12 protein-coding genes and 7 pseudogenes are annotated in these 22,206 nt (G+C 71.9%); 11 read left to right on the forward strand and 8 right to left on the reverse strand.

Translation table 11 applies throughout. The annotated features are described in order from the left end of the window. Position 1 precedes the first annotated feature (1 nt). The 4 genes and pseudogenes from DEJ15_RS15690 to DEJ15_RS15700 all read left to right on the forward strand — a co-directional run. Positions 2-1,180 carry a YyaL domain-containing protein gene (locus DEJ15_RS15690; RefSeq protein ID WP_284175244.1) on the forward strand — a complete coding sequence of 393 codons (1,179 nt, stop codon included), beginning with the start codon at positions 2-4 and terminating at the stop codon, positions 1,178-1,180. A 35-nt stretch (positions 1,181-1,215) separates the two neighbouring features. Next, positions 1,216-5,120: pseudogene (gene hrpA, locus DEJ15_RS15695) on the forward strand (ATP-dependent RNA helicase HrpA). Positions 5,121-5,161: 41 nt separating this feature from the next. Next, positions 5,162-5,236, forward strand: a pseudogene (locus DEJ15_RS19005) (VOC family protein); the annotation flags it as partial. A gap of 131 nt (positions 5,237-5,367) precedes the next feature. Continuing rightward, a pseudogene (locus DEJ15_RS15700) lies at positions 5,368-5,547 on the forward strand (VOC family protein); the annotation flags it as partial. Positions 5,548-5,557: 10 nt separating this feature from the next. On the opposite strand, the gene DEJ15_RS15705 reads toward DEJ15_RS15700, so the two are convergent. Continuing rightward, a complete protein-coding gene (locus DEJ15_RS15705; RefSeq protein WP_110825962.1) occupies positions 5,558-6,172 on the reverse strand; it encodes a YbaK/EbsC family protein in 615 nt (204 codons plus the stop codon). A gap of 162 nt (positions 6,173-6,334) precedes the next feature. Here DEJ15_RS15705 and DEJ15_RS15710 point away from each other — a divergent pair, with 162 nt between their 5' ends. Continuing rightward, positions 6,335-6,631, forward strand: coding sequence for a hypothetical protein (locus DEJ15_RS15710; protein ID WP_110825961.1), 297 nt, complete (start codon positions 6,335-6,337; stop codon positions 6,629-6,631). Positions 6,632-6,953: 322 nt separating this feature from the next. On the opposite strand, the pseudogene DEJ15_RS15715 reads toward DEJ15_RS15710, so the two are convergent. The 4 genes and pseudogenes from DEJ15_RS15715 to DEJ15_RS15730 all read right to left on the reverse strand — a co-directional run bounded on the left by DEJ15_RS15715 (position 6,954) and on the right by DEJ15_RS15730 (position 12,638). Then, positions 6,954-9,291, reverse strand: a pseudogene (locus DEJ15_RS15715) (beta-xylosidase/alpha-l-arabinosidase). 134 nt (positions 9,292-9,425) lie between these two features. Beyond that, positions 9,426-10,307 carry a carbohydrate ABC transporter permease gene (locus DEJ15_RS15720; protein WP_110825959.1) on the reverse strand — a complete coding sequence of 294 codons (882 nt, stop codon included), beginning with the start codon at positions 10,305-10,307 and terminating at the stop codon, positions 9,426-9,428. Continuing rightward, positions 10,307-11,339: pseudogene (locus DEJ15_RS15725) on the reverse strand (carbohydrate ABC transporter permease). Before DEJ15_RS15725 ends, DEJ15_RS15720 begins: the two are co-directional and overlap by 1 nt. Positions 11,340-11,341: 2 nt before the next feature. Further along, positions 11,342-12,638 (reverse strand): annotated as a pseudogene (locus DEJ15_RS15730) (ABC transporter substrate-binding protein). Positions 12,639-12,883: 245 nt separating this feature from the next. On the opposite strand from DEJ15_RS15730, the pseudogene DEJ15_RS19770 reads away from it, so the two are divergent. From DEJ15_RS19770 to DEJ15_RS15745, 3 genes and pseudogenes are all read left to right on the forward strand, one after another. Continuing rightward, positions 12,884-13,873: pseudogene (locus DEJ15_RS19770) on the forward strand (LacI family DNA-binding transcriptional regulator). 644 nt (positions 13,874-14,517) lie between these two features. Beyond that, positions 14,518-15,750 (forward strand): endo-1,4-beta-xylanase, encoded by a 1,233-nt coding sequence (locus tag DEJ15_RS15740; protein ID WP_110825955.1) that lies wholly within the window; start codon positions 14,518-14,520, stop codon positions 15,748-15,750. A gap of 21 nt (positions 15,751-15,771) precedes the next feature. Next, the gene (locus DEJ15_RS15745) at positions 15,772-16,779 is read left to right on the forward strand and encodes a LacI family DNA-binding transcriptional regulator (RefSeq protein WP_110825954.1); all 1,008 of its coding nucleotides are present in this window, start codon (positions 15,772-15,774) and stop codon (positions 16,777-16,779) included. Positions 16,780-16,946: 167 nt separating this feature from the next. Here DEJ15_RS15745 and DEJ15_RS15750 read toward each other — a convergent pair whose 3' ends face one another. Together DEJ15_RS15750 and DEJ15_RS15755 are read right to left on the reverse strand one after the other, a co-directional pair. Further along, positions 16,947-17,444: an esterase/lipase family protein gene (locus DEJ15_RS15750; RefSeq protein WP_284175247.1), complete on the reverse strand. Its 498-nt coding sequence runs from the start codon at positions 17,442-17,444 to the stop codon at positions 16,947-16,949. A 234-nt stretch (positions 17,445-17,678) separates the two neighbouring features. Then, positions 17,679-18,467 carry an alpha/beta fold hydrolase gene (locus DEJ15_RS15755; protein WP_110825953.1) on the reverse strand — a complete coding sequence of 263 codons (789 nt, stop codon included), beginning with the start codon at positions 18,465-18,467 and terminating at the stop codon, positions 17,679-17,681. A gap of 78 nt (positions 18,468-18,545) precedes the next feature. Between DEJ15_RS15755 and DEJ15_RS15760 the strand changes: the two genes are divergently transcribed. Together DEJ15_RS15760 and DEJ15_RS15765 are read left to right on the forward strand one after the other, a co-directional pair. Further along, the gene (locus DEJ15_RS15760; protein WP_110825952.1) at positions 18,546-19,094 is read left to right on the forward strand and encodes a dihydrofolate reductase family protein; all 549 of its coding nucleotides are present in this window, start codon (positions 18,546-18,548) and stop codon (positions 19,092-19,094) included. 108 nt (positions 19,095-19,202) lie between these two features. Then, positions 19,203-20,501: an NAD(P)/FAD-dependent oxidoreductase gene (locus tag DEJ15_RS15765; protein WP_110826048.1), complete on the forward strand. Its 1,299-nt coding sequence runs from the start codon at positions 19,203-19,205 to the stop codon at positions 20,499-20,501. A 102-nt stretch (positions 20,502-20,603) separates the two neighbouring features. Here DEJ15_RS15765 and DEJ15_RS15770 read toward each other — a convergent pair whose 3' ends face one another. After that, positions 20,604-21,542: an SDR family oxidoreductase gene (locus tag DEJ15_RS15770; protein WP_258366004.1), complete on the reverse strand. Its 939-nt coding sequence runs from the start codon at positions 21,540-21,542 to the stop codon at positions 20,604-20,606. A gap of 62 nt (positions 21,543-21,604) precedes the next feature. Here DEJ15_RS15770 and DEJ15_RS15775 point away from each other — a divergent pair, with 62 nt between their 5' ends. Continuing rightward, positions 21,605-22,180: a TetR family transcriptional regulator gene (locus DEJ15_RS15775; protein ID WP_110825951.1), complete on the forward strand. Its 576-nt coding sequence runs from the start codon at positions 21,605-21,607 to the stop codon at positions 22,178-22,180. The last annotated feature ends 26 nt before the right edge of the window (positions 22,181-22,206 follow it).

A 22,206-nucleotide genomic window follows, 5' to 3' on the forward strand; every position in this document is an offset into this window, starting at 1 on the left:
GTTGGAGTTCCTCGGCGATGCCGCCGCCGACGGGGTCGAGCCGGCCGGCGGTCTCCTCCGCCGCGCGCTGGGCGCCATCGCCGGGTCGGAGCTGACCGACGCGGACGGCGGTGTCTTCCGGTACGCCACGCGCCGCGACTGGTCCGTCCCGCACTACGAGCGGATGCTCTACGACAACGGCGGGCTGCTCGCCGTCGCCGACCCCGCTCGTGCCCGCGGCATCGCCGACTTCCTGCGCGACACGCTCCGGCGGCCGGACGGCGCGTTCGTCGCCGCCCAGGACAGCGAGTCGACGATCGACGGTCGACGGGTGGAGGGCGAGTGGTACCGCCTGCCCCTCGACGAACGCACCCGGCTCGACCCACCACCGCTCGACGACCAGGTCCTGACCGGGTGGAACGGCCTGGCGGTCCGAGGATTGGTGTCAGCCGGAGCACGAAGCGGGGACGACGAGATGATCGACCTCGCTCGTGCCGCGGCGGACGCGGTCATCGCCGCACACCTCCGGGACGGGCACGTCACCGTCCGCTCGAGCTCGGGTGCCGGTACGTCGGCGGCGGCGCCGACCCTGGAGGACCTCGGGCTGTTCGCCGAGGGGCTCCTCGAACTCGCGCTCGCGACGGGCGAGCTGCGCTACGCGACGATCGCCAGGACGCTCGTCGACGACGGCCTGTCCGGTGCACTCGAGGTCGACCCGGTCCTCGCCGCGGCCGGGACGGCGACCGGCGAGCAGCCGCAGACCGCGCTCCGGTCGGGGACCGTCGCGCTCGCGAGCGCGGCTGCGGTCCTCGCCGCACTGACCGGGGACGACGATCGGCGGACCGCTGCGGCACGGCTCATCGCCGACCGCGCGCGGACCGGAGTGGATCGCCCGCTCGGGCACGCCGACGCCCTCGGACTCGCGCTCGCCCTGCAGCGTCCCTCGCGCGAGGTCGTCCTCGTCGCTGACGACCGGTCAGTGCCCGAGGTGACAGCGATGCTGCGCGCCCTCCGGTCCACACGTCGGCCCGGGACGATCACCGCGGTGCTGACGCGAGCGCAGGCGGCCGAGTGGGCGGAAGCCGGGTTCACGCTCATGGAGGGACGGGACACCGCGGACGGCGTGACCTACGTCTGCCACGACCGCGTCTGCGCCCTGCCGGCACGCACCGCCGACGAGCTCGCGGCGCAACTCGTCTGATGGTGGACCCGCCCGGGCGGTATCCTGGAATGCTCATGTCGAATCCCCCCGTCATCACGTACCCGCCGGAACTGCCCGTCTCCCAGCGGCGCGACGACATCGCCGCTGCGATCCGCGACAACCAGGTCGTCATCGTGGCCGGGGCGACGGGTTCGGGCAAGACGACGCAGCTGCCGAAGATCTGCCTGGAACTCGGACGCGAGAACATCGGCCACACGCAGCCCCGCCGCATCGCCGCGCGGACGATCGCCGAGCGAGTGGCCGACGAGCTCGGCGGTGAGCTGGGCGACCTGGTCGGGTACCAGGTCCGCTTCACCGACAAGGTGAGCGCGAACACCCGTATCAAGCTGATGACCGACGGCATCCTGCTGAACGAGATCCACTTCGACCGGGACCTCGAGCGGTACGACACGATCATCATCGACGAGGCGCACGAGCGGTCCCTCACCATCGACTTCCTGCTCGGGTACCTCAAGCGACTCCTCCCCCCGCCGGCCCGACCTCAAGCTCATCATCACGAGTGCCACGATCGACCCGGAGTCGTTCTCACAGCACTTCGGCGGCGCCCCGATCGTCGAGGTGTCCGGGCGCACCTACCCGGTGGAGATCCGCTACCGGCCGCTCGTCGCCGACGAGGACGCCGCTGGCGACGACGAGGACGAGGACGAGTTCGACGAGCGTCCTGCCGGCACCCGACCGGCGACGTCGAAGGGTGGCGCCGCGGGCCGCACCGGGAGCCCGACGGCCGGCGATGACCGGGACCCGCTGCAGGGCATCACGGACGCGCTGGACGAACTCGCCCGCGAGGACCCGGGCGACGTCCTCGTGTTCCTGTCCGGCGAGAACGAGATCCGCGACGCCCAGGACGCCATCGAGGGCAAGCACTACCCGGGAACCGAGGTCCTGCCGCTGTACGGGCGGTTGTCCGCGGCCGACCAGCACCGGGTGTTCCAGCGCTCGACGACGCCGGGCGTCCGCCGTCGGGTGGTGCTCGCGACGAACGTCGCCGAGACCTCCCTGACGGTTCCCGGCATCAAGTACGTCATCGACACCGGGACGGCCCGCATCTCGCGGTACTCCCCCCCGCGCCAAGGTGCAGCGACTGCCGATCGAGGCGATCTCGCAGGCGTCCGCGAACCAGCGCTCCGGTCGAGCCGGCCGCACGAGCGCGGGCATCGCGATCCGCCTGTACTCGGAGGACGACTTCGACCGTCGTCCCGAGTACACCGACCCGGAGATCCTCCGGACGAACCTGGCCGCCGTCATCCTGCAGATGATCTCCCTCGGCTTCGGTGACATCGAGTCGTTCCCGTTCCTGCAGCCGCCGGACTCGCGCGGCGTGAAGGACGGCCTCGACCTGCTGCGGGAACTCCGCGCCGTCGACACGGCCGGCGCCATCACGAAGACGGGCAAGCAGCTGACGCGGCTGCCGATCGACCCCCCGCCTGGGTCGGATGGTGCTCGAGGCGAGCCGGCAGGGCGTCGGCCGGGAGGTCATCGCCATCGTCTCGGCCCTGAGCATCCAGGACCCGCGTGAGCGTCCACTCGAGAAGCGCGCGCAGGCCGACCAGCTGCACGCGCGCTTCGCCGACCCCACCAGCGACTTCCTGACCCTGCTCGGCCTCTGGAACCACCTGGAGGAGAAGCAGGAGGAACTGTCCTCGAGCGCGTTCCGCCGGATGTGCAAGGCGGAGTTCCTCAACCACCTCCGCATCCGCGAGTGGCAGGACCTGTACCGCCAGCTCTCGCGGGCGGCGAAGCAGGTCGGGATCCACGTCGGCAAGGAGCGCAAGGACGACCCCGACTCGGTCCACCGCGCGTTGCTCGCCGGGCTCCTCAGCCAGATCGGCCTGCGCGACCGTGAGAAGCGCGACTACCTCGGTTCGCGGAACACCCGCTTCGTGGTGTTCCCGGGCAGCGTGCTCGCGAAGAAGCAGCCGGACGCGGTGATGGCCGCCGAACTCGTCGAGACCAGCCGTCTGTTCGCCCGGACCGTCGCACGCATCGACCCAGCGTGGGTGGAGCCCCTGGCGGGTGACCTGCTCAAGCGCACCTACGGCGAACCGCACTGGGAGAAGAAGCAGGGCGCGGTCGTCGCGTTCGAGCGCGTCACGCTGTTCGGTGTGCCGATCGTCCAGCGACGTCGGGTGCAGTACAACCGGATCGACCCGGTGCACTCGCGGGAGCTGTTCATCCGGCACGCCCTGGTCGAGGGTGAATGGGACTCGCAGCAGGCGTTCGACCGCGCGAACCGGAAGCTCCGGCGTGAACTCGAACAGCTCGAGGAGCGGACCCGACGGCGGGACATCCTGCTCGACGACGAGACGGTCGTCGAGTTCTACGACGCCCGCATCCCCGCCGAGGTCGCCACGACCCGCGACTTCGAAGGCTGGTGGCGCAGGACGCGCCGCGACCAGCCCGACCTCCTCACGATGCGCCGCGAGGACCTCCTCGACGAGTCCGCCGCATCCGCCGCTGAGGACGACGCCGAGTACCCGACCCAGTGGCGGAGCGGCGACCAGCGCCTCGCCGTCCGCTACCGCTTCGAGCCCGGCGCCGAGGACGACGGCGTCAGCGTTCAGGTGCCGCTCGCCGTCCTGCCGCGCATGCGGGAAGAGGGCTTCGACTGGCAGGTCCGCGGGCTCCGGAAGGAACTCGTCACCGCGCTCATCAAGGCGCTGCCGAAGCAGATCCGCAAGAACGTCGTCCCGGCCGCGGACTGGGCGGAGAAGATCGTCGCCGAGCTGCCGGACGACGCCCCGACGACGCCGACCGAGAGCTTCCGCGCGACCCTGGCGAAGACGATCCAGCGGCTCGTGCACGTGCCCGTCTCCGAGTCCGACTTCGACATGTCGCGGGTGCCCGCGCACCTGTTGCCGACGTACGCGGTCGTCGACGAACGCGGACGCCGGGTCGAGGCCGGCAAGGACCTCGCCGCCCTGCAGACCAAGCTCAAGGACCGCACGCAGCAGAGCGTCGCCGCCGCCACGCAGCGGCAGGGCCGGCCGGGAGGCTCGTCCCGGGTCGCGGACGCCGGCTCGGGCCGCCGCATCGAACGGTCCGGCCTGACCGCTTGGCCGGACGAGGACCTGCCCGAGGTGCTCGACACGAAGCAGGCCGGTGGGGTCATCCGCGCCTACCCGGCACTCGTCGAGGAGGGCAGCGGGCCGAAGGCGACCGTCGGCGTGCAGCTCCTCGCGACGCCGGGAGACCGCGCCGTCCAGATGCCCGCGGGGGGTGCGGCGACTCGTCATGCTCGCTGTGCCGTCCCCCGTCTCCTACATCCAGCAGCACCTCACCGCGCAGGAGAAGCTCGCCCTCGCCGCGAGTCCCTACCCGTCCACGTCGGCGCTGTTCGACGACGTCCTGGCCGCCGTGGTCGACGCCGGGATCCGCCGGACCCACCCGGACGGTCTCGTCTTCACCCGGGCAGCGTTCGAGCAGGTCCGGGATGCGGTCTCCGCGACGGTCGTCGACACGATGTTCACCGCCGTGTCCGAGGTCGCGGCCGTCCTCACGGCGCAGCGGAACGCCGAGCGGGCGCTGAAGCAGGCCACGAACATGGCGCTGCTGCCGGCCCTGTCGGACATGCGCCAGCAGATGGAACGCTTGGTGTCCGCCGGGTTCGTCTCGGTCGCCGGACTCGACCGGCTGCGACGCATCCGCGTGTACCTGCAGGGCATCGAGGCCCGGGTGACGAAGCTCCTGCAGAACCCCGGCCGGGACGCCGGCTGGATGCGCGAGGTCACCGGCGCGACCGATCGCTACGTCGAGGCCGGGGGGCGCGTTCCCGCCGGTCGTGGGGTCGCACCCGGAGCTCGTGCACGCCCGGTGGATGCTCGAGGAGTTCCGCCTCAGCCTGTTCGCGCAGGAGCTCGGCACCGCCGAGACCGTCTCCCTGCAGCGGATCACGAAGGCCCTCACCGCGGCCTCACGCTGACCGGAGGACGGCTCCTGCCCACGAGGACTACGGTGACCGCCATGATCGGCTCACTCGACGTCGTCGTCCTCGACTGCCCGGACCCCGCGGCCCTCGCCCGCTTCTACGCCGAGCTCCTCGGGGGGCGTCGTCGAGGAGGCCGAGACGCTCACCCCGGACGACGAGTGGGTGGAGGTCACCCTGCCGTTCGCCGGGCACCGCCCCCCTGCTCGCCTTCCAACGGGTCGACGACTACCGAGCGCCGGTGTGGCCCGGGCAGGACGTGCCGCAGCAGGCCCACCTCGACGTCAAGGTCGACGACCTCGACGCGGGCGAGCGAGCCGTGCTGGCGATCGGAGCGGCCGCGACCGGCGAGGGGACGGACACGTTCCGCGTCTACCTCGACCCGGCCGGGCACCCGTTCTGCCTGGTCCGACCGCAGGACTGACCGCGAGTCGTCAGCCGACCTGCTCGGAGCCCGTACCGGTGCCTGCGTCGGCATCGGCATCGACATCGGCCGCGTCGGCGTCGGCGGCGGGTTCGACCGCGAGCCCCTCGACGACCTCGACCCGGGGCAACGCGGCGAGCACCGCACCGGGCAGGAACAGCTTCGCCCCGCGCACGCCCGCACCGATGACGACCTCGGGCGCCTCGAGTACCCGTGCGTCGACGTACACGGACCAGTCGGCGGGCAGCCCGATCGGGGTGATCCCGCCGTACTCCATGCCGGTGCGCTCCACGGCGTCCTCCATCGGCGCGAAGCTGACCTTCCGGGCGCCGAGCAACCCCTTCACGGTGCGGTTCACGTCGAGCTTCGTGGAGGCGAGCACGACGCAGGCCGCGTACGTCACGGTGTCACCCCGCTTGCCCGCGACGACGATGCAGTTCGCGCCGCCCGCGACCGGGAAGCCGTACGCCTCGGAGAACGCCGCGGTGTCGGCGAGCTCGGGGTCGATCGGCGCGGCCTCGATGCGTTGCAGCACCTCGAACGGCAGGGCGACCAGGGCCTCCGCGACCGGGATGGCGATCGAGCCGGTGGCGAGCAGGACGGGCATGCGGTTCAGCGTGGGCATCCCCCCCCACCCTAGGGACGGGAACCACCGCGACTGGTCAGGAGTCGACCCGTCCGCAGCGGACAGCCCGTGCGGACGCCCGGGGACGCACGGGCACGGACGGCGGGTAGCCTCGCGACATGGGGGGAGGAACCACGAGTCCATCGGCCGGACCGGTGGCGTGTGCTGCGCGACGTCCTCATCGCGGTGCCGCCCGGCTTCGAGACCGTCGTCGTCATCGTCGGGCTCGTGGCGTCGATCGATGCGCCGTACGAGAGCGAACGAGCCTGGGCACCGTGGGCGTGGCCGGCGCGGGCGACGCTGTGCACCTTCCCGCTCGCCCTCGTCGCGGTGGCCGTCGCGGTCGGTCTCCGTCGGGTCCCCGGTCGGACCGCTGCGATCTGGCTCGCGGCCGCCTCCGCGGCGCTCGGGGTCCTCCCGTTCGTCGTCGCGGTCCAGATCGCCCTGCGCGCGGTCTGACGACCGGCGCCCGGTCCCCGCGCAGACCCCGCGACACCCCCCACGCCGACGCCCACAGCTGGACACCCAGCCCGAGGGCGATGGAGCCCGCCGTCATCCCGCCGGTCGCCATCGGCAGCGCTGCTTCCGCGCCACCCAGGGCGGGCGGCCGGCGGGCGCTCCGCGCCGAGCGACACCGTTCGCAGACCGTAGCCCGAGGGCCGTCGCCAGGCGCGGACCGTGCAGGGGACACGACGGACGGGAGGCCCGCGACCGACTGGTCACGGGCCTCCCGTCCGACGCACCGCGCTCCCCGCGGCGGGCGTCTCCGGCTGGTTCCCCGTCAGCCGACGACCTCCCAGGTGACCAGTCGCGCGTCGCGGGTCGTCACCTCGTGGACCGGCCCCTCGACCGCGAGACGCGCTCGCGGAGTCGCCGTGCCGGGCACCGTCCGCGCCGCGGTCGCTCGTTCGTTGACGATCGCGCCGCCGGTCGACGCATCGACGTCCGCGACGGAAGCAGAGGCCGCCGCGTGCGAGCCGACCCACACCTCCACGTCACCGGGCTCGACGATCCGGACCATGCGCCGGTCGCTGAACGCCAGACGCGTGGTGGGCACCGTGAACGCGAGCCGGACGGTCTCGCCCGCGTCGAGTTCGACGCGCGCGTAGCCGAGCAACTGCACGACCGGCCGTGTGACCGAGCCGTGCACATCACGCCCGAACAGCTGCACGACGTGCCCACCCGCGACCGAGCTGGTGTTCGTGACGGTGACGCTCGCGGTGAAGGTGCCCCCGGCCTGCACCGAGCCGTCGACGACCAGGTCCGAGTACGCGAAGGACGCGTAGGACAGGCCGAAGCCGAACGGCCGGACCGGCGTGGAGTCGGTCGCGGTGACGTCCGACGGACCACCGAGCACCGGGTGCAGGTACGAGTACGGCTGCGCCCCCCGCGGACCGGGGCAGCGAGACCGGCAGGCGACCGGAGGGGTTCACCCGCCCGGTGACGACGTCGGCGATCGCGAGTCCGCCGCCCTCGCCGGGGAAGAACGCCTGCAGCACCGCCGCCGGACGGGGCTGGTCCCCGTCGAGCGCCCAGCTGATCGCGTACGGGCGGCCGGTGAGGAGCACCAGGACGACCGGCGTGCCGGTGGCGACCACGGCCTCCACCAGGTCGCGCTGCACGCCGGGCAGGTCGAGCGACTCGGAGTCGTTGCCCTCGCCGACGGTGCCGCGCCCGAAGAGGCCGGCCTGGTCGCCGACGACGACGACCGCGAGGTCGGCGTCGGCAGCGGCGGAGACGGCAGCGGCGATGCCGGTCCGGTCCTCCCCCCTCGACCGTGCAGCCCTCGACGACACGGACCGATGCGCCGGCGAGCGCGTCGGTCAGTGCCTCGGCGACCGTCGGGATGGAGAACCCGAGCGGCAGCCCGGGGTGCGCGGCCAGGACGTGGTTCGCGAACGAGTAGCAGCCCTGCAGGGCCTCGGCCCGGTCGGCGTTCGGGCCGATGACCGCGACGGAGCGCGGTGTCCGCCGGACCGGGAGCACGCCGTCGTTGGCGAGCAGCACGACCGATTCCTCGGCGAGCCGTCGGGCGAGGGCCTGGTGCCGCGGCGAGTCGAGGTCGACCCCGGTGGGCGGCTCGTCCTCGTACGCGTCTGCGTCGAGCAGGCCGAGTGCCTCCTTCTGCGCGAGCGCACGGAGGACGGCACGGTCGACGAACGCCTCGTCGAACTGCCCGGACCGCACCCGGTCGACGAGCGGCCGCAGGTACGCGTCACCGGTGGGCAGCTCGACGTCGATGCCGGCATCGAGGGCGAGCGCTGCCGCTTCCCCACGGTCGGCGGCGACGGCGTGCATGACCTCGAGGAAGGCGACCGCGAAGTAGTCCGCGACGACGGTGCCGTCGAAGCCGAGCTGCTCACGGAGCACCCCGGTCAGGTACTCGGGGCTGGCCGCCATCGGGACACCGTCGGTCTCGGTGTACGAGTTCATGACCGAACGGGCGTTCCCGTCGAGCAGTGCCATCTCGAACGGCGGCAGGAACACGTCGCGGATCTCCCGCGGCCCGGCGGACACCGGTCCGTGGTTCCGTCCACCCCGCGATGACGAGTAGCCGAGGAAGTGCTTCAGCGTGGCGTGCACACCGGCGTCCTGCAGTCCGCGGACGTAGGCGGTGCCGACGGTCCCGACGAGGTACGGGTCCTCGGCGATGCACTCGTCCACCCGACCCCAGCGGGGGGTCCCGGATGACGTCGAGCACCGGGGCGAGGCCCTGGTGGATGCCGAGTTCGCGCATCGAGTCGCCGATGGCGCGGCCGACCTGCTCGACGAGCTCCGGGTCGAACGACGCACCCCACGCGAGCGGGGTCGGGAAGGTCGCGGCCTTCCACGCGGCGAGCCCGGTGAGGCACTCCTCGTGCACGAGCGCGGGGATGCCGAGGCGGGTCTCCCGCTTCAGGCGCCGCTGCTCCTGCCAGAGCCACGCGGCTCGCTCCTCGGCGTCGACCGGTCGGGTCCCGTAGACGCGGGTGTAGTGCCCGATGCCGTCGCGGGTGACCTCCGGCAGGGTCGCCTGGGCGTCCTGCGCGGCCGCCATCTCGCCCTGCATGGGGGGCGACGACGCCGTTCTGGTCGAGCCAGTAGCCGACGATCTGCGCCGCCTTCTCCTCGAGGGTCATCCGGGCGAGCAGGTCGCGGACGCGGTCGCTCACCTCGGGGACGGCCGGGAGGCCCGGGGTCGGGTCCGCCAGGTCGGTCCGGGCCGCGCCGACGGCGCGGTCCCCCGACGTGTGCCGGGGCTGGTTCGTGATCGTCATCCCTTGACCGCCCCGGTGAGCCCGCCGACGATCCGACGCTGGAAGATCGTGAAGAACACGAGAGCGGGGATCATCGACATGGACGTGAACGCGAGCACCTTGGCGGTGTCGACCGAGTACTGCGACGAGAACGCCTGCACACCGAGCGGCAGGGTGTAGCTGCCCTCGTTGTTGAGGATGAACAGCGGCAGGATGTAGCTGTTCCAGCTGGCGATGAACGCCAGGATGCCGACCGTCACGACACCGGGCAGGGACAGCGGCACGATCATCCGGAAGAAGAAGCCGAGGCGGCTGGCGCCGTCGATGGACGCGGCCTCCTCGAGCTCATCGGGGATGGCCCGGAGGAACGGCACCAGGATGATGACCGTCGTCGGCAGGGCGAAGGCGATCTGCGGCAGGATCACGCCGGCCAGGCTGTTCGTGAGACCGAGGTCCTTGATGAGCAGGTACAGCGGCGTGATCGCGACGGTGATCGGGAACATCAGGCCGGCGGCGAACAGCGCGTAGAGCGCGCCACGGCCGGCGAACCGGTAGCGGGCGAGCACGTAGCTCACCATCAGGCCGAGCACGACGACACCGGCGGTGGTGGCGACGGCGCTGATCGTCGAGTTGCCGAGCTCACGCCAGAAGATCGAGCTGCTCAGCACCGAGCCGTAGTTGCCGAGTTCGAACGGCGCCGGCAGACCCGCCGGGCTCGTGGTGATCTGCGAGTTCGTCCGGAACCCGCCCAGCACGATGTACAGCACCGGGGCGAGGTTGGCGGCGACGAACAGGATCGCCACGACGTAGGTGAGCGGGTTTGCGCGACCGATGGCCGCACTCGACCGGCGCTCCCGTGTCGCCCGTCGCCCGGGGGCGACGATGCTCGTGGTGGCCATCACTTCTTCCTCTCGGTGATCGCGCCCGCGGTGTCCCGGCGGAGCACGAAGTGCTGGTAGATCAGCGCGACGGCCAGGGAGATGACGAACATCACGACGGCGACCGCGCTGCCGAAGCCGAAGTTCCCGGAGTTGCGCCCGTTGCCGACCATGTACGTGGCCATCGTCGAGGTGCCGGCGGTCGAGGCGATGTACTGCCCCCCAGATGATGTAGACGAGGTCGAACAGCTGGAGCGAGCCGATGATGGACAGGAACGCCCAGATGCGGATCGTCGGGCCGAGCAGCGGCAGGGTGATGCGACGCTGGATCTGCCAGTAGCCGGCACCGTCGATAGCGGCCGCCTCGAACAGCTCCTCGGGGATGCTCTGCAGACCGGCGAGGAACAGGATCACCGCGAAGCCGATGTACTTCCACGAGATGATCACGAGCAGCGTCCAGATGGCGATGTCCGGGTTGGACAACCAGTCCGCCCGCAGGCCGCCGAGGCCGATCGTCTGCAGCATGTCGTTGACGGCGCCGTTGGACTGCAGGAGCAGGCTCCACCCGGTGCCGACGATGACCTCGGAGATGACGTACGGCACGAAGACGAGCACGCGGACGAGTCCGCGGCCGTGCATCTTCTGGTTGAGCAGCAGTGCGAGCACGATGGCGATCGGCCCCTGCAGCACCAGGGAGAGCACGACGATGAAGCCGTTGTGCATGAGGACCGAGTGGAAGGCCTGGTCCTGGAAGATGATGAGGTAGTTCTGCAACCCGACGAAGTCGGTGGGCGGGCCGTAGCCCTGCCACTTGAAGAACCCGTAGTACGCCGCCATGGCGACGGGCAGGATGACGAACGTCACGAAGACGATCACGGCGGGACCGGCGAGGACGGCGATCTCCGCGCGCTGCCGCCAGTCCGCGAGCCGCTTGGCGGGCCGACGCCCGGCGGGGCGCGGTGCGCTGGACGCACCGCTCCCCGCCGGCGTGGACCCCGCGGCGCCGTCCGACCCGGTGGCCGGGGTCGTGCCGAGCGAGGTGTTGAGGGTCATGGTCAGCCCTTGGCCGCAGCCTGGTTGGTGGTGGTGACGATGTCCTTCGCGGTCCCCTTGCCGGCGAGGACGTCCACGACGCTGGTGTTCAGCGCGTTGCCGACGTTCTGGCCGTACAGGGTGTCGAGGTACTGCGAGACGAACGGGGCTTCCTTGTAGGCGGCCAGGGCCGACTTCAGGTACGGCTCCGACACGACGGACTGTGCGTCCTGGTTGACGGGGATCGCCTGGAAGGCCTTGTAGTAGCCCTCCTGGTTGTCCTTCTGCACGATGAAGTTGAGGAAGTCGGTGCACGCCTTCTTCGGGGCCTGCGCCGTGCAGGAGTAGCCGTCGACGCCACCCATCATCGACTTCGGGTCACCCTTGCCACCCTCGACCGCGGGGAACGGGAACCAGCCGAGGTCGGGCAGCGGCTTGGCGTCCGGGGTGAGCGAGGAGATCACGCCCGGGTCCCACGCGCCCATGAGTTCCATGGCCGCCTTGTGGTTGGCGAGCAGACCCGCGGAGCTCCCCGCGCCCTGCTGAGCGGCGGTGGTCAGGAAGCCCTTGTTGAACGGCTTCGTGTCGTTGAAGTCCTCGAGCTGCTTGCCGGCTTCGGTCCAGCACTTGTCGTCGAACTTCAACGACTCGGCGGCACCGGTCAGGGTCTTCTCGCTGCAGGCGCGGAGGGCGAAGTTGTAGTACCAGTGCGCGGCCGGCCAGGCGTCCTTCGCACCGACGGCGACGGGGTCGACACCCGAGTCCTTGAGCTTGGCGATGTCCTCGTTGAGCTCGTCCATCGTGGTGGGGGGTGCCCTCGATGCCGGCCTTCTCGAAGAGGTCCTGGCTGTACCAGATGCCCTCGGGGAGCACGGCGACGGGCATCGCGTAGGTGCCGTCCTTCGCGTCGTAGCCCGAGAAGGTCCCGGCGCTGATCGACTTCTTCGCGTCGGCGCTGATCGAGTCCTTGATGTCGAGCAGCTGCCCGGCGTTGATCATCGCGTTGAGCTTGCCGCCACCGCGCTGCAGGAACACGTCGGGGCCGTCGCCGGAGTTGAGCGCGGTCTGGAGCTTGCCGTCCAGGTCCTCGTTCTGGATCGCCTGGATCTTGACCGTCACGTTCGGGTTCTTCGCCTCGAACGCCTTGACGGTGTCCTCCCAGTAGGCCTTGCCGGGGCCGGTGGTGGAGTTGTGCCAGAAGGTCATCGTGACCTTGCCGTCGCCGTCGTCGGCGGCTCCGCCGCTCGAGCAGCCCGTGGCGAGCAGTGCGGTGCCGGCTGCGATGGCGATGGCCGCCGCGAACCTGTTCTTCCTCGTCATTGTGGAGTCCCTCGGTAGTCGTCGTTGACATGCGACCGCGAGGCCGCAGGGAGAGCATGCACGGCCGCCGGAACGGCTGTCAATCGATTTCGATAACGATTTCTGTCCGGTGCGCGGTATGGACGGCCGATGTCGCGCTCCATGCCACGGACTCGGTCGTGGCGTGCCGGACGGAGCCCGTGGACGAGTACGGTGTCGACGTGGATGCCATCGCCCGTCCTGCTCCCCTCCCGGGGCGGACCACCATCAGCGATGTCGCGCGAGCCGCCGGCGTCTCGGTGCCGACCGTCTCGAAGGTCATCAACGGGCGCGACGGTGTCGCCGCCGCCACCTCGCAGCGGGTGCTCGCCGTGATCGAGTCACTCGGGTACGAGAGCTCCCTCGTCGCCCGGAGCCTCCGGCGCAGCCGCACCGACGTCATCGGCATCCTCGTCACGGAGTTCGAGCCGTTCTCCACCGAGCTCCTCAAGGGCATCTCGTCGGCCGCCGACGGCACCGGCTACGAACTGCTCGCCTACGCCGGACTCGTCAGCGGGGGAGGCCCGGCCCGGCTGGGAGCGCCGGTCGCTCTCCCGCCTCGCCGGCACCCTGATCGACGGCGCGATCGTCGTCACGCCGACCACGCTCATGGCGAGCACGCCGATCCCCGTCGTCTCGATCGACCCGCACACCGGACCCGAGGGCCACGCGGCCATCGACTCGGACAACATCGGCGGGGCCCGAGCGGCGACCGAGCACCTCATCGGCCTCGGACACCGCCGGATCGCACACATCCGGGGTCGCGCGGACCTGGCGTCGGCCGAACTCCGCGAGATCGGCTACCGGCAGTCGCTCGAGGCCGCGGGCATCCCGTTCGACCCGGACCTGGTGTGCGTCGGCGACTACCAGACCACGGTCAGCGCCGAGGTCGCCCGCGAGCTGCTCTCCCGGCACAACCGCCCCACGGCGGTGTTCGCCGCGAACGACAGCTCCGCGATCGGGGTGCTCCAGGTGGCGGGCGAACTCGGACTCCGGGTGCCGCAGGACCTCTCGGTGGTGGGCTTCGACGACGTGCCGCAGGCCGCGAACGCCGCTCCCCCCGCTGACGACCGTCGCCCAGCCGCTGCACGACCTCGGCGCCGAGGCCCTCCGGATGCTCCTCGAGCTCCTCGGCGGGCGGGACGTCCCCCGCGCACGTGCAGCTGCCGGCGTCGCTCGTGGTGCGTGCGAGCACCGCGCCACCGCCCGGCGCGTGAGACGGCACCCGGCGCGCGGGACGCCGCCGAGTGTGTGAGACCCCGGGCGCGGAAGACGCCCCGGGCACGGAGGACGCCGCCGTATCCCGCGGTGTCTCGCCTGGTCGGCGGCGTCGTCGGCAGACGGGGGGTGTCTCGCCCCCCGCCCCGCGCGCTGGACAGGAGGCCCGGTGCCCGACCGAGCCGCGCCTCCCGTCCCGGCATCCTCGGCGCGCGAGACACCGGCGTCTGCGCACGACGCCGCCCCGCCCGCGAGACGCCGCCACTTCCGGCGGCGTCTCGCCTGGCCAGGGGGGGTCTCGCGTCGGCAGCGGCGTCCGTCGGCAGACGGCGGCGTCCCGCCTCCGCCCGCGCGCAGGACGGGAGACTCGGTGCCCGACCGAGCCGCGCCTCCCGTCCGGTGTCCTGACGCGCGAGACGCCGGCGTCCGTGCACGACGCCGCCCCACCCGCGAGACGCCGCCACTTCCGGCGGTGTCCCGCCTGGCCAGCGGCGTCTCGCCTCGACAGCGGCGTCACACCTGGTGGGCGGCGCCGCCGGCAGACGGAGGCGTCCCGCGGACGGGCGACGACGTCGCACACACCCCTCGAGTCCGCGAGCCGGACCTGATACGTTGCCGCTCACAACAAATCGGGAGGCCGTCGATGGCGACGCACCAGGACACAGCACACCGGACCGGCGAGGCGGTCGTCACCGTCACCGACGCGGACGGCACTCCCGTCGCGGACGCCGACGTCCGAGTCGAGCAGCGGCGGCACGCGTTCGGCTTCGGCAACATCGGCTTCGACTTCGTCGGGCTGGCGAACGGCGAGCCGGACGTCGGGACGCCGGAGCTCGCGGACCTGTGGCTCGACGTCTTCAACACCGCGACCCTGCCGTTCTACTGGGGCCGGTTCGAGCCGGAGCGCGGGCAGCCGGACACCGGACGACTCCGGCGCACCGCCGGGTGGTTCCGCGACCGGGGCGTCGCGACGAAGGGACATCCCCTCGTCTGGCACACCGTGCAACCGGACTGGCTGCTCGGCCTGGGGAACGACGAGGTCGAGCGCCTGCAGCGCGAGCGGATCCGCCGGGAGGTCAGCGACTTCGCCGGGCTGGTGGACACGTGGGACGCGATCAACGAGGTCGTGATCATGCCGCACTTCGCGAACGGCGACAACGCGATCACGCCGCTCGCACTGGCACGCGGCCGCCTGGCGATGATCCGGATGGCCGTCGAGGAGGCCCGCACCACGAACCCCGCCGTCACGCTGCTGCTCAACGACTTCGACCTCTCGGACGCCTACGAGTGCCTGATCGAGGGCGTCCTCGAGGCCGGTATCCGCATCGACGCGATCGGGCTGCAGACCCACATGCACCAGGGCTACTGGGGTGAGGACACCATGCTCGCGATGGTCGACCGGTTCGCCCGGTACGGCCTGCCGCTGCACCTGACCGAGACGTCACTCGTGTCCGGCGAGCTCATGCCCGCGCACATCGTCGACCTCAACGACCACGTGGTCGGCTCGTGGCCGTCGACGCCCGAGGGCGAGGCACGTCAGGCGGACGAACTCGAACGGCACTACCGCAGCCTGGTCGGGCACCCGGCCGTCGAGGCGATCACCTACTGGGGCATCACGGACGAGGGGGCGTGGCTGGGCGCACCGATCGGGCTCGTCCGGGCCGACGGCACCCCGAAGCCGTCCTACGACGCCCTCCGTCGGCTGGTGAAGGACGAGTGGTGGACACCGCCGACCACCCTGCGCACCGACGACGCCGGGCGGGTGGTGTTCCGCGGGTTCCGCGGCGAGTACGCCGTCCGCGTCGGGGCACAGGAGACCACCGTCACCGTCGGCGACGACGGCCCGGCGCAGGTGCGGGTCCGCGCCGCCGGCTGACGGCCGCGCTACGGTGCTGTCATGCGAGCGACCGTGCGGGACGTGGCCGCCCTCGCGGGGGTGTCGCCGAAGACGGTGTCCAACGTCGTCAACGGCGGTGTCGTCGTGCGCCCGGAGACGCGGGCCCGGGTGGAGGCCGCGGTCGCCGAACTGGCGTACGTGCCGAACCTCTCCGCCCGTGGCCTCCGCAACGGCCGGACCGGCGCCATCGCCCTGACGCTGCCGGAGCTCGCGAGCGCGTACTCGGCGGACCTCGCGCGGTGGTTCGTCGAACTCGCGCACGACCGAGGGCTCGTCGTGCAGTTGGAGCAGACCGCCGACGACCCGGAACGGGAGCGCGAACTGGTGTCGCGCGCGCGGGCGCACCTGGTGGACGGACTCGTGCTCAACCCGGTGTCGCTCAGCGCGAGCACCCTCGCGAACACCGAGGGGTTGCCGCCGACGGTCGTCATCGGCGAGGTCGAGCCCGAGCAGGTCGACCAGGTGCACGTGGACAGCCGAGCAGCGGCCCGGGAGGTCACGACGATGCTCCTCGACCGAGGGCACCGGCGCATCGCCGTGGTCGGGGCACCACGGCGTGACGGGGTCACCGCGACGGCGCGGCTGCGGCAGCTCGGCCACGACGACGCGGTCGGCAGCGCAGACCTGCACGTGGACCCGGCGCTCCGGGTCCCGCTCCCCGAGTGGACCACCGCGGCCGCCGCCACCGCCTTCGCCACCTGGCTCGACGGGAACCCCCTGCCCGACGCCGTGTTCGCGTTCACGGACTCCATCGCGTTCGGCGTGCTGCACGTCCTCGCAGCTCGGGGTGTGCGGGTTCCCGAGCAGGTGAGTGTCGTCGGGTTCGACGACGTCGACCAGGCCGCGTTCGCGATCCCCGCGCTCACCACGGTGTCGTTCGACCGTCGGGCCTTCGCGGACGCCGCCCTCGACCTGCTGGAGCGGCGGATCGCCGACCGGGAGGCACCGGTCCGGACGGTCGTCGTGCCGCACCGGATCGTGGAGCGCGCGAGCGTCGCGACGCGCTGACGAACGGGCCCCGGGGGGGGGGGGGGGGGAGTGGGCACCGGAGGAGTGGGCGCCGGACGAACGGGCCACCGCAGGAGTGGAGCCCGGAGGAGTGGGGCCCGGAGGAGTGGCCAGCGGGAGCAGCACACCGCGGGACCGGACGCCGCGGGACCGAGGAGGTCGCCCGCTCAGTCGCCGTCCGCCGCGCGCAACACCGCGACCGCCGTCCGCCGGTCGGCGAGGATCCGGAAGTGCCCGCCGAGTTCGAGCCGCACGTTCTCCGCGCCGGCGAGCTCACACCCACCGGGGATGAGCGTGTCGTACACCCCGTACACCGAGGTGATGCGGCTGTTCGCGTCCAGCTCACGCGCCAGCCCGGCGAGCACCGGGTCCGCAGCCCGGAAGACCCGGAGGTGCCGCACGGGCGCGAGCACCGCGTACTTCGAGCCGGCGAACGGCGTCGACACGGCGACCATGCGGTCGATCCGCCCATGCGGATCGAGTCGGGTCATCGCGTACTTCCCGATCAGCCCGCCCTTGCTGTGCGCGAGGACGAGGACGTGCTGCAGGTCGTGTTCGTCGAGGTACGCCATGACCGCCTCCGCCGACACCGGGACGGGTCGGACGTTGTGGCGCAGGTCGGTGAGCACGTGCACGGGGTGGCCGCGGTCGTGCAGGACGTCCATCAGGGGGGCGCATGAAGTGCCACGTCTCGTACACGCCCGGGATGACGACGACGGCCTGCCGGTCGCCGGTCCGGTAGTCGTCGGCGGTGGTCGGGCCGAGGCTCCGGACCTGCCACACCGCGGCGTAGAGCCAGTCGAGCAATGCCCACCGCACGCGTCGGAGGAGGCCGACCCGGACGGGAGGCCCACCGGCGGACACGTCGGTCGGCGCACCCTGGTGCGGGGCCGGGCCGGTCACAGCACGACTCCGTCGCGCGCCGACTCGAGCGTCTGGACCCGACGGAACTCGTCCACCAGTCGGGCGACGGCGACCGGCTGGTGTTCCTGCACGTGGTGCGGCCCGGGCAGTTCGACGAGTGCACCGCGCACCGCGGTCTCCGCGAGCCGCACGGCCCAGTCGTGCTTCGCGACGGGGTCCTGTGCACCGCGGATGACGAGCACCGGGACGGTCAGGGCCCGGACGCCGTCGGTCATCCGGAAATCCCGCATCGGCCGGAGTTCGCGGAGGTACTGGGGCATGCTCCGGAGGTAGTCGGAGAGGACGATCGCGTTCATCCGGGCGCCCTCGAGCAGGACGTCCACGCCGAGTGCGGCGGCGAGCCGGACGAGGGAGCGGCGGCGGTCGTCGACGACCGGACCGACGAGGACGACGGAGCTGACGACGTCGGGGTGACGGAGGGCGGCCTCGACGGCGATCTGCGTGCCCATCGACTGTCCCAGGACGACGACGTCCTCCGCTCCACGGGCGGTGACCGCGCGCACGACGAGGTCGGCGTACTCGTGCTCCTCGAACCGACGGCGGCCGTACGGCAACCCGCCGAACCCGGGCAGGTCGACCGACACGGTCCGGTGCGTCCGGGACAGCGCCGTCTGCACCCGGTGGAAGGACCGGTGCGACATCCCGATGCCGTGCACGAGCACGACCGTGGGGGCGAACGAGTCCCGCACCCGACCGGCCGGCGCCATCGTCCGCAGCCGGACGGGGTGTCCGTCGACCTGAACGGTCTCCACCAGTGCACGCATCCCCCGACCCTATGCCGACCGGGCCGCAGTGCCTGGGAACCGTTCCGCTGCCGGGCTCCAGGCGCTACCCTCGCCCACATGCGGAAGGTCACTGCGGGACTGTTCACCTCGGTCGACGGCGTCGTGCAGGACCCGTACGAGTTCCAGTACGACAGCTTCGACGACGAGCTCGGTGCCGCGATGACCGCGTGGATGGCGGCCACCGACACGGTGCTGCTCGGTCGGAACAGCTACCTGGAGTGGTCCGAGTGGTGGCCAGCGCACGCGGACGACCCCTTCGGCCAGTGGATCAACCCGATCGAGAAGCACGTCGCGTCGACCACCCTCGGCGACGACCTGGCGTGGGAGAACAGCACCCGGATCCCCGGCGACGTGCCGGCGTTCGTCCGGGAGCTGCAGCGACGGGACGGAGCCGACATCGCCGTGTGCGGCAGCGTCACCCTCGTCCGGAGTCTGCTCTTCGCCGGGGTGCTCGACGAGTTGCAGCTGATGGTGCACCCGGCGATCGCCGGACACGGTCGGAAGCTGTTCGAGCCGACGGACCCGCCGACGCGGCTCCGCCTGGTCGCGAACGCCGTGACGAGCAAGGGGAACGTGCTGAGCACCTACGGGCGGTTCGACGCCTGACGGCGGTGATCCGCGCCTCCCGGCTCTTGTCCGGAGCGTGGACAGCGGGTCTGCCTGATCGGCGTACCCTTCTGGGTGGCCCAGACCGCACGACCCCCGGAGCTCACCATGCCGCAGGACACCCGCCCGCACGTCGTCGTCGTCGGCGGTGGATTCGCCGGGATCGCCGCGATGCGCGAGCTCAAGGACGCACCGGTCCGGGTGACCCTCGTCGACCGGCACGTCTACAACATGTTCCAGCCCCTCATGTACCAGGTGGCGACCGGCGGGTTGAACGCCGGCGACGTGACGTACTTCCTCCGCAGCCTCCGCGCACGCCAGGCCAACGCGGACTTCCGGCACGGGCTGCTCACCGGCATCCGGCACGACGAGCGCATCGCCGAGATGTCCGACGGCGAGCACCTGCACTACGACTACCTGATCCTGGCCAACGGCGTGAACACGAGCTACTTCGGGACGCCCGGCGCCTACGAGTACGCGTACTCGATGTACTCCCGCTCCCAGGCCCTGCGCATCCGGGACGAGCTCTTCACCCGCCTGGAGCAGGCCGCGGCGAAGCAGGGTCCGGACGAGATCCGCGTTGTCATCGTCGGCGGCGGTGCCACCGGCGTGGAGATGGCCGGTGCGCTCGCGGAGCTCCGCGACCAGGCGCTCGTCGGCGCCTACCCGGAGATCGAGCGCGGCAACATCTCGATCACGCTCGTGCACCGCAGCGGCGAGCTCCTCAAGCCGTTCGCCCCGCGCCTCCGCCGGTACGCGGCCAAGATCCTCCGTAAGCGCGGTGTCGTGCTGCGGCTCAACGCCGGTGTCGAGGAGGTCCTGCCCGACGGCGTCCGCCTGGCCGGCGGCGAGGTCATCCCGGCGTCGCAGGTCATCTGGGCGACCGGTGTCGCGGCGCACAAGGAGGTCGGCAACTGGGGCCTGCCGCAGACGCACGGCGGTCGCATCCAGGTGAACGACGACCTCAGCGTGAAGGGCGTCGACCGCATCTTCTCGGCTGGGGACATCGCCGCGCAGGACGATGCCCTCGCCCAGCTCGCCCAGCCGGCGCTGCAGGGCGGCAAGCACGTCGCCGAGCAGATCAAGCGACTGGTCGCCGGCAAGCCGACCGAGCGCTTCAAGTACTTCGACAAGGGCACGATGGCGACGATCGGCACGAACGCCGCCGTCGCCCAGCTCCGCGGCGGCATCACGATGGTCGGGCCGGTGGCCTGGGCCGCGTGGGTGTTCGTGCACATCACGAGCCTGCTCGGCAACGGCAACCGCATGTCGACGCTGACCCACTTCTTCGTCCGCTACGTCTGGTTCATGCGGAAGCGCTCGATCCCGATCGTCGGCGACGTCCGACCGGTGCGCCCGAACGGCGACCGCGAGCCGGAGCACTGGCAGCTGCAGAAGGCGGAGTAGCGCCCCGCGCGACCACGAATCGGACGGGAGGTCCGTCACCAGCGGGTGACGGACCTCCCGTCCGCCGTCCGGCCCGGTCCGTGCGGTCAGGGAACCGCGCGCTCAGCTCCGTGCGGCCGTGTAGGCGCCGGCCGCGATGTCCTCGAGCAGGGTCGGCCCGGTCGGCTGCCAACCGAGGAGATCCCGAGTGGCCGTCGACGTCGCGGCCATCTCCATGGCGTAGAACGGTCCGACGAAGCCGAAGTGGTCGACCGCGTCGGCCGGCTCGATCGTCGTCACCGGTACGCCCAGGGCGTCACCGATCGCTCGCGCGATGTCCCGGGTCGGCACGGCGTCCTCTGCGGTGACGTGCATCCGAGTGCCCGCCGGTGCGCCCTCGAGGCCGAGTCGGACCAGGCGCGCGGCGTCCGTGCGGTGAACCGCAGCCCAGCCGTTCGACCCCTCGCCGATGATCGCGGCGGCCCCGTGCCGACGGGCGGCCTCGGTGATGAGCGAGACGAAGCCGGAGTCGCCGGAGCCGTGGACGGTCGGGGCAAAGCGCGCGATCACGGTCCGGACGCCCTGGTCGACGAAGTCGAGCGCACGGTTCTCACCACCGCCGCGCATGGAGTGCGGACCGACGGCCGGGTTCGGGTCCGCCTCGGTCGCGGCCCGGTCGCCGGCCAGTCGGGCCACGCCGGACGCGACCACCAACGGTCGCCCGCTGCCCACGAGCGCTTCGCCGAGGGTCTCGACGGCGGCGCGCTCGGCAGCGTCGCTGACTTCGGGGTGCGCGAAGTCGTGCTTGTTGGCGAGGTGGACGACGCCGTCGGCGGCATCGGCCCCACGGCGGAGTGCCTCGAGGTCGTCGAGGTCGCCGCGGAGGACCTCGGCGCCCTTCGCCTGGACGGCCGCGGCTGAGGTGTCGGACCTGGCGAGCCCGGTGACGCGGTGGCCGGCGGTGAGGAGCTCGTCGACGGTGGCGGAGCCGATCCAGCCGGAGGCTCCGGTGACGAACACGTGCATGATGGTGCCCTTCTCGTTGATGTCAGTTGCTGACATCAAGACGGTACACCCGATGTCAGGCGCTGTCATCATGACCGGTCCGTCGGTACACTCGGAGGATGGCGAGATGGCAACCGGGCACGCGGGAGCGCCTCCAGTCGACGGCTCTGGAACTGTTCCTCGACCGGGGCTTCGAGGCCACGACGGTCGCCGACATCGCCCGTGCCGCTGACGTCACCGAGCGGACCTTCTTCCGGCACTTCGCCGACAAGCGCGAAGTCCTGTTCGCGAGCCAGGACGCCTTCATCGGGCTGTTCGTCGGACCCGTCGAGGACGCCCCGGCCGACATCCCGCCGATCGAGCTCATCGCACGGGCGCTCGACGGTGCCGGCTCGTTCTTCCCCGACGACCGCCGCGAGTGGTCCCGCCGCCGGCAGAACGTGATCGACGCCGAACCCGCTCTCGGCGAGCGCGAACTCGCGAAGCTCTCCGGTCTCGGACGCAGGCTCGCCGAGGTCCTCCGCGGGCGGGGCGTCCCCGAGCCGGCCGCTACCCTGCTGGCGCAGTCCGGTGTGACGGTGTTCCACCTGGCCTTCGCGCAGTGGATCGCCCCGGGCGAGACCCGCACCCTGCCGGAACTCGCGACCGAGCGGCTCGACGCACTGGCCGCGTCGATGGTTCGACAGCACGCCTGACGGGCCGGAGCCGGTTCATGGACAGC

It is taken from the genome of Curtobacterium sp. MCJR17_043 (assembly GCF_003224315.2).
Taxonomy (GTDB): Bacteria; Actinomycetota; Actinomycetes; order Actinomycetales; family Microbacteriaceae; genus Curtobacterium.

Coding starts and splice junctions, on each gene's coding strand:
- DEJ15_RS15705 (WP_110825962.1), bottom strand. CDS start 6,172: ATGCCCACGCTGAACCGCATGCCCGTCCTGCTCGCCACCGGCTCGATC.
- DEJ15_RS15720 (WP_110825959.1), bottom strand. CDS start 10,307: ATGGCCACCACGAGCATCGTCGCCCCCGGGCGACGGGCGACACGGGAG.
- DEJ15_RS15740 (WP_110825955.1), top strand. CDS start 14,518: ATGGCGACGCACCAGGACACAGCACACCGGACCGGCGAGGCGGTCGTC.
- DEJ15_RS15745 (WP_110825954.1), top strand. CDS start 15,772: ATGCGAGCGACCGTGCGGGACGTGGCCGCCCTCGCGGGGGTGTCGCCG.
- DEJ15_RS15750 (WP_284175247.1), bottom strand. CDS start 17,444: ATGGACGTCCTGCACGACCGCGGCCACCCCGTGCACGTGCTCACCGAC.
- DEJ15_RS15755 (WP_110825953.1), bottom strand. CDS start 18,467: ATGCGTGCACTGGTGGAGACCGTTCAGGTCGACGGACACCCCGTCCGG.
- DEJ15_RS15760 (WP_110825952.1), top strand. CDS start 18,546: ATGCGGAAGGTCACTGCGGGACTGTTCACCTCGGTCGACGGCGTCGTG.
- DEJ15_RS15765 (WP_110826048.1), top strand. CDS start 19,203: ATGCCGCAGGACACCCGCCCGCACGTCGTCGTCGTCGGCGGTGGATTC.
- DEJ15_RS15770 (WP_258366004.1), bottom strand. CDS start 21,542: ATGTCAGCAACTGACATCAACGAGAAGGGCACCATCATGCACGTGTTC.
- DEJ15_RS15775 (WP_110825951.1), top strand. CDS start 21,605: ATGGCGAGATGGCAACCGGGCACGCGGGAGCGCCTCCAGTCGACGGCT.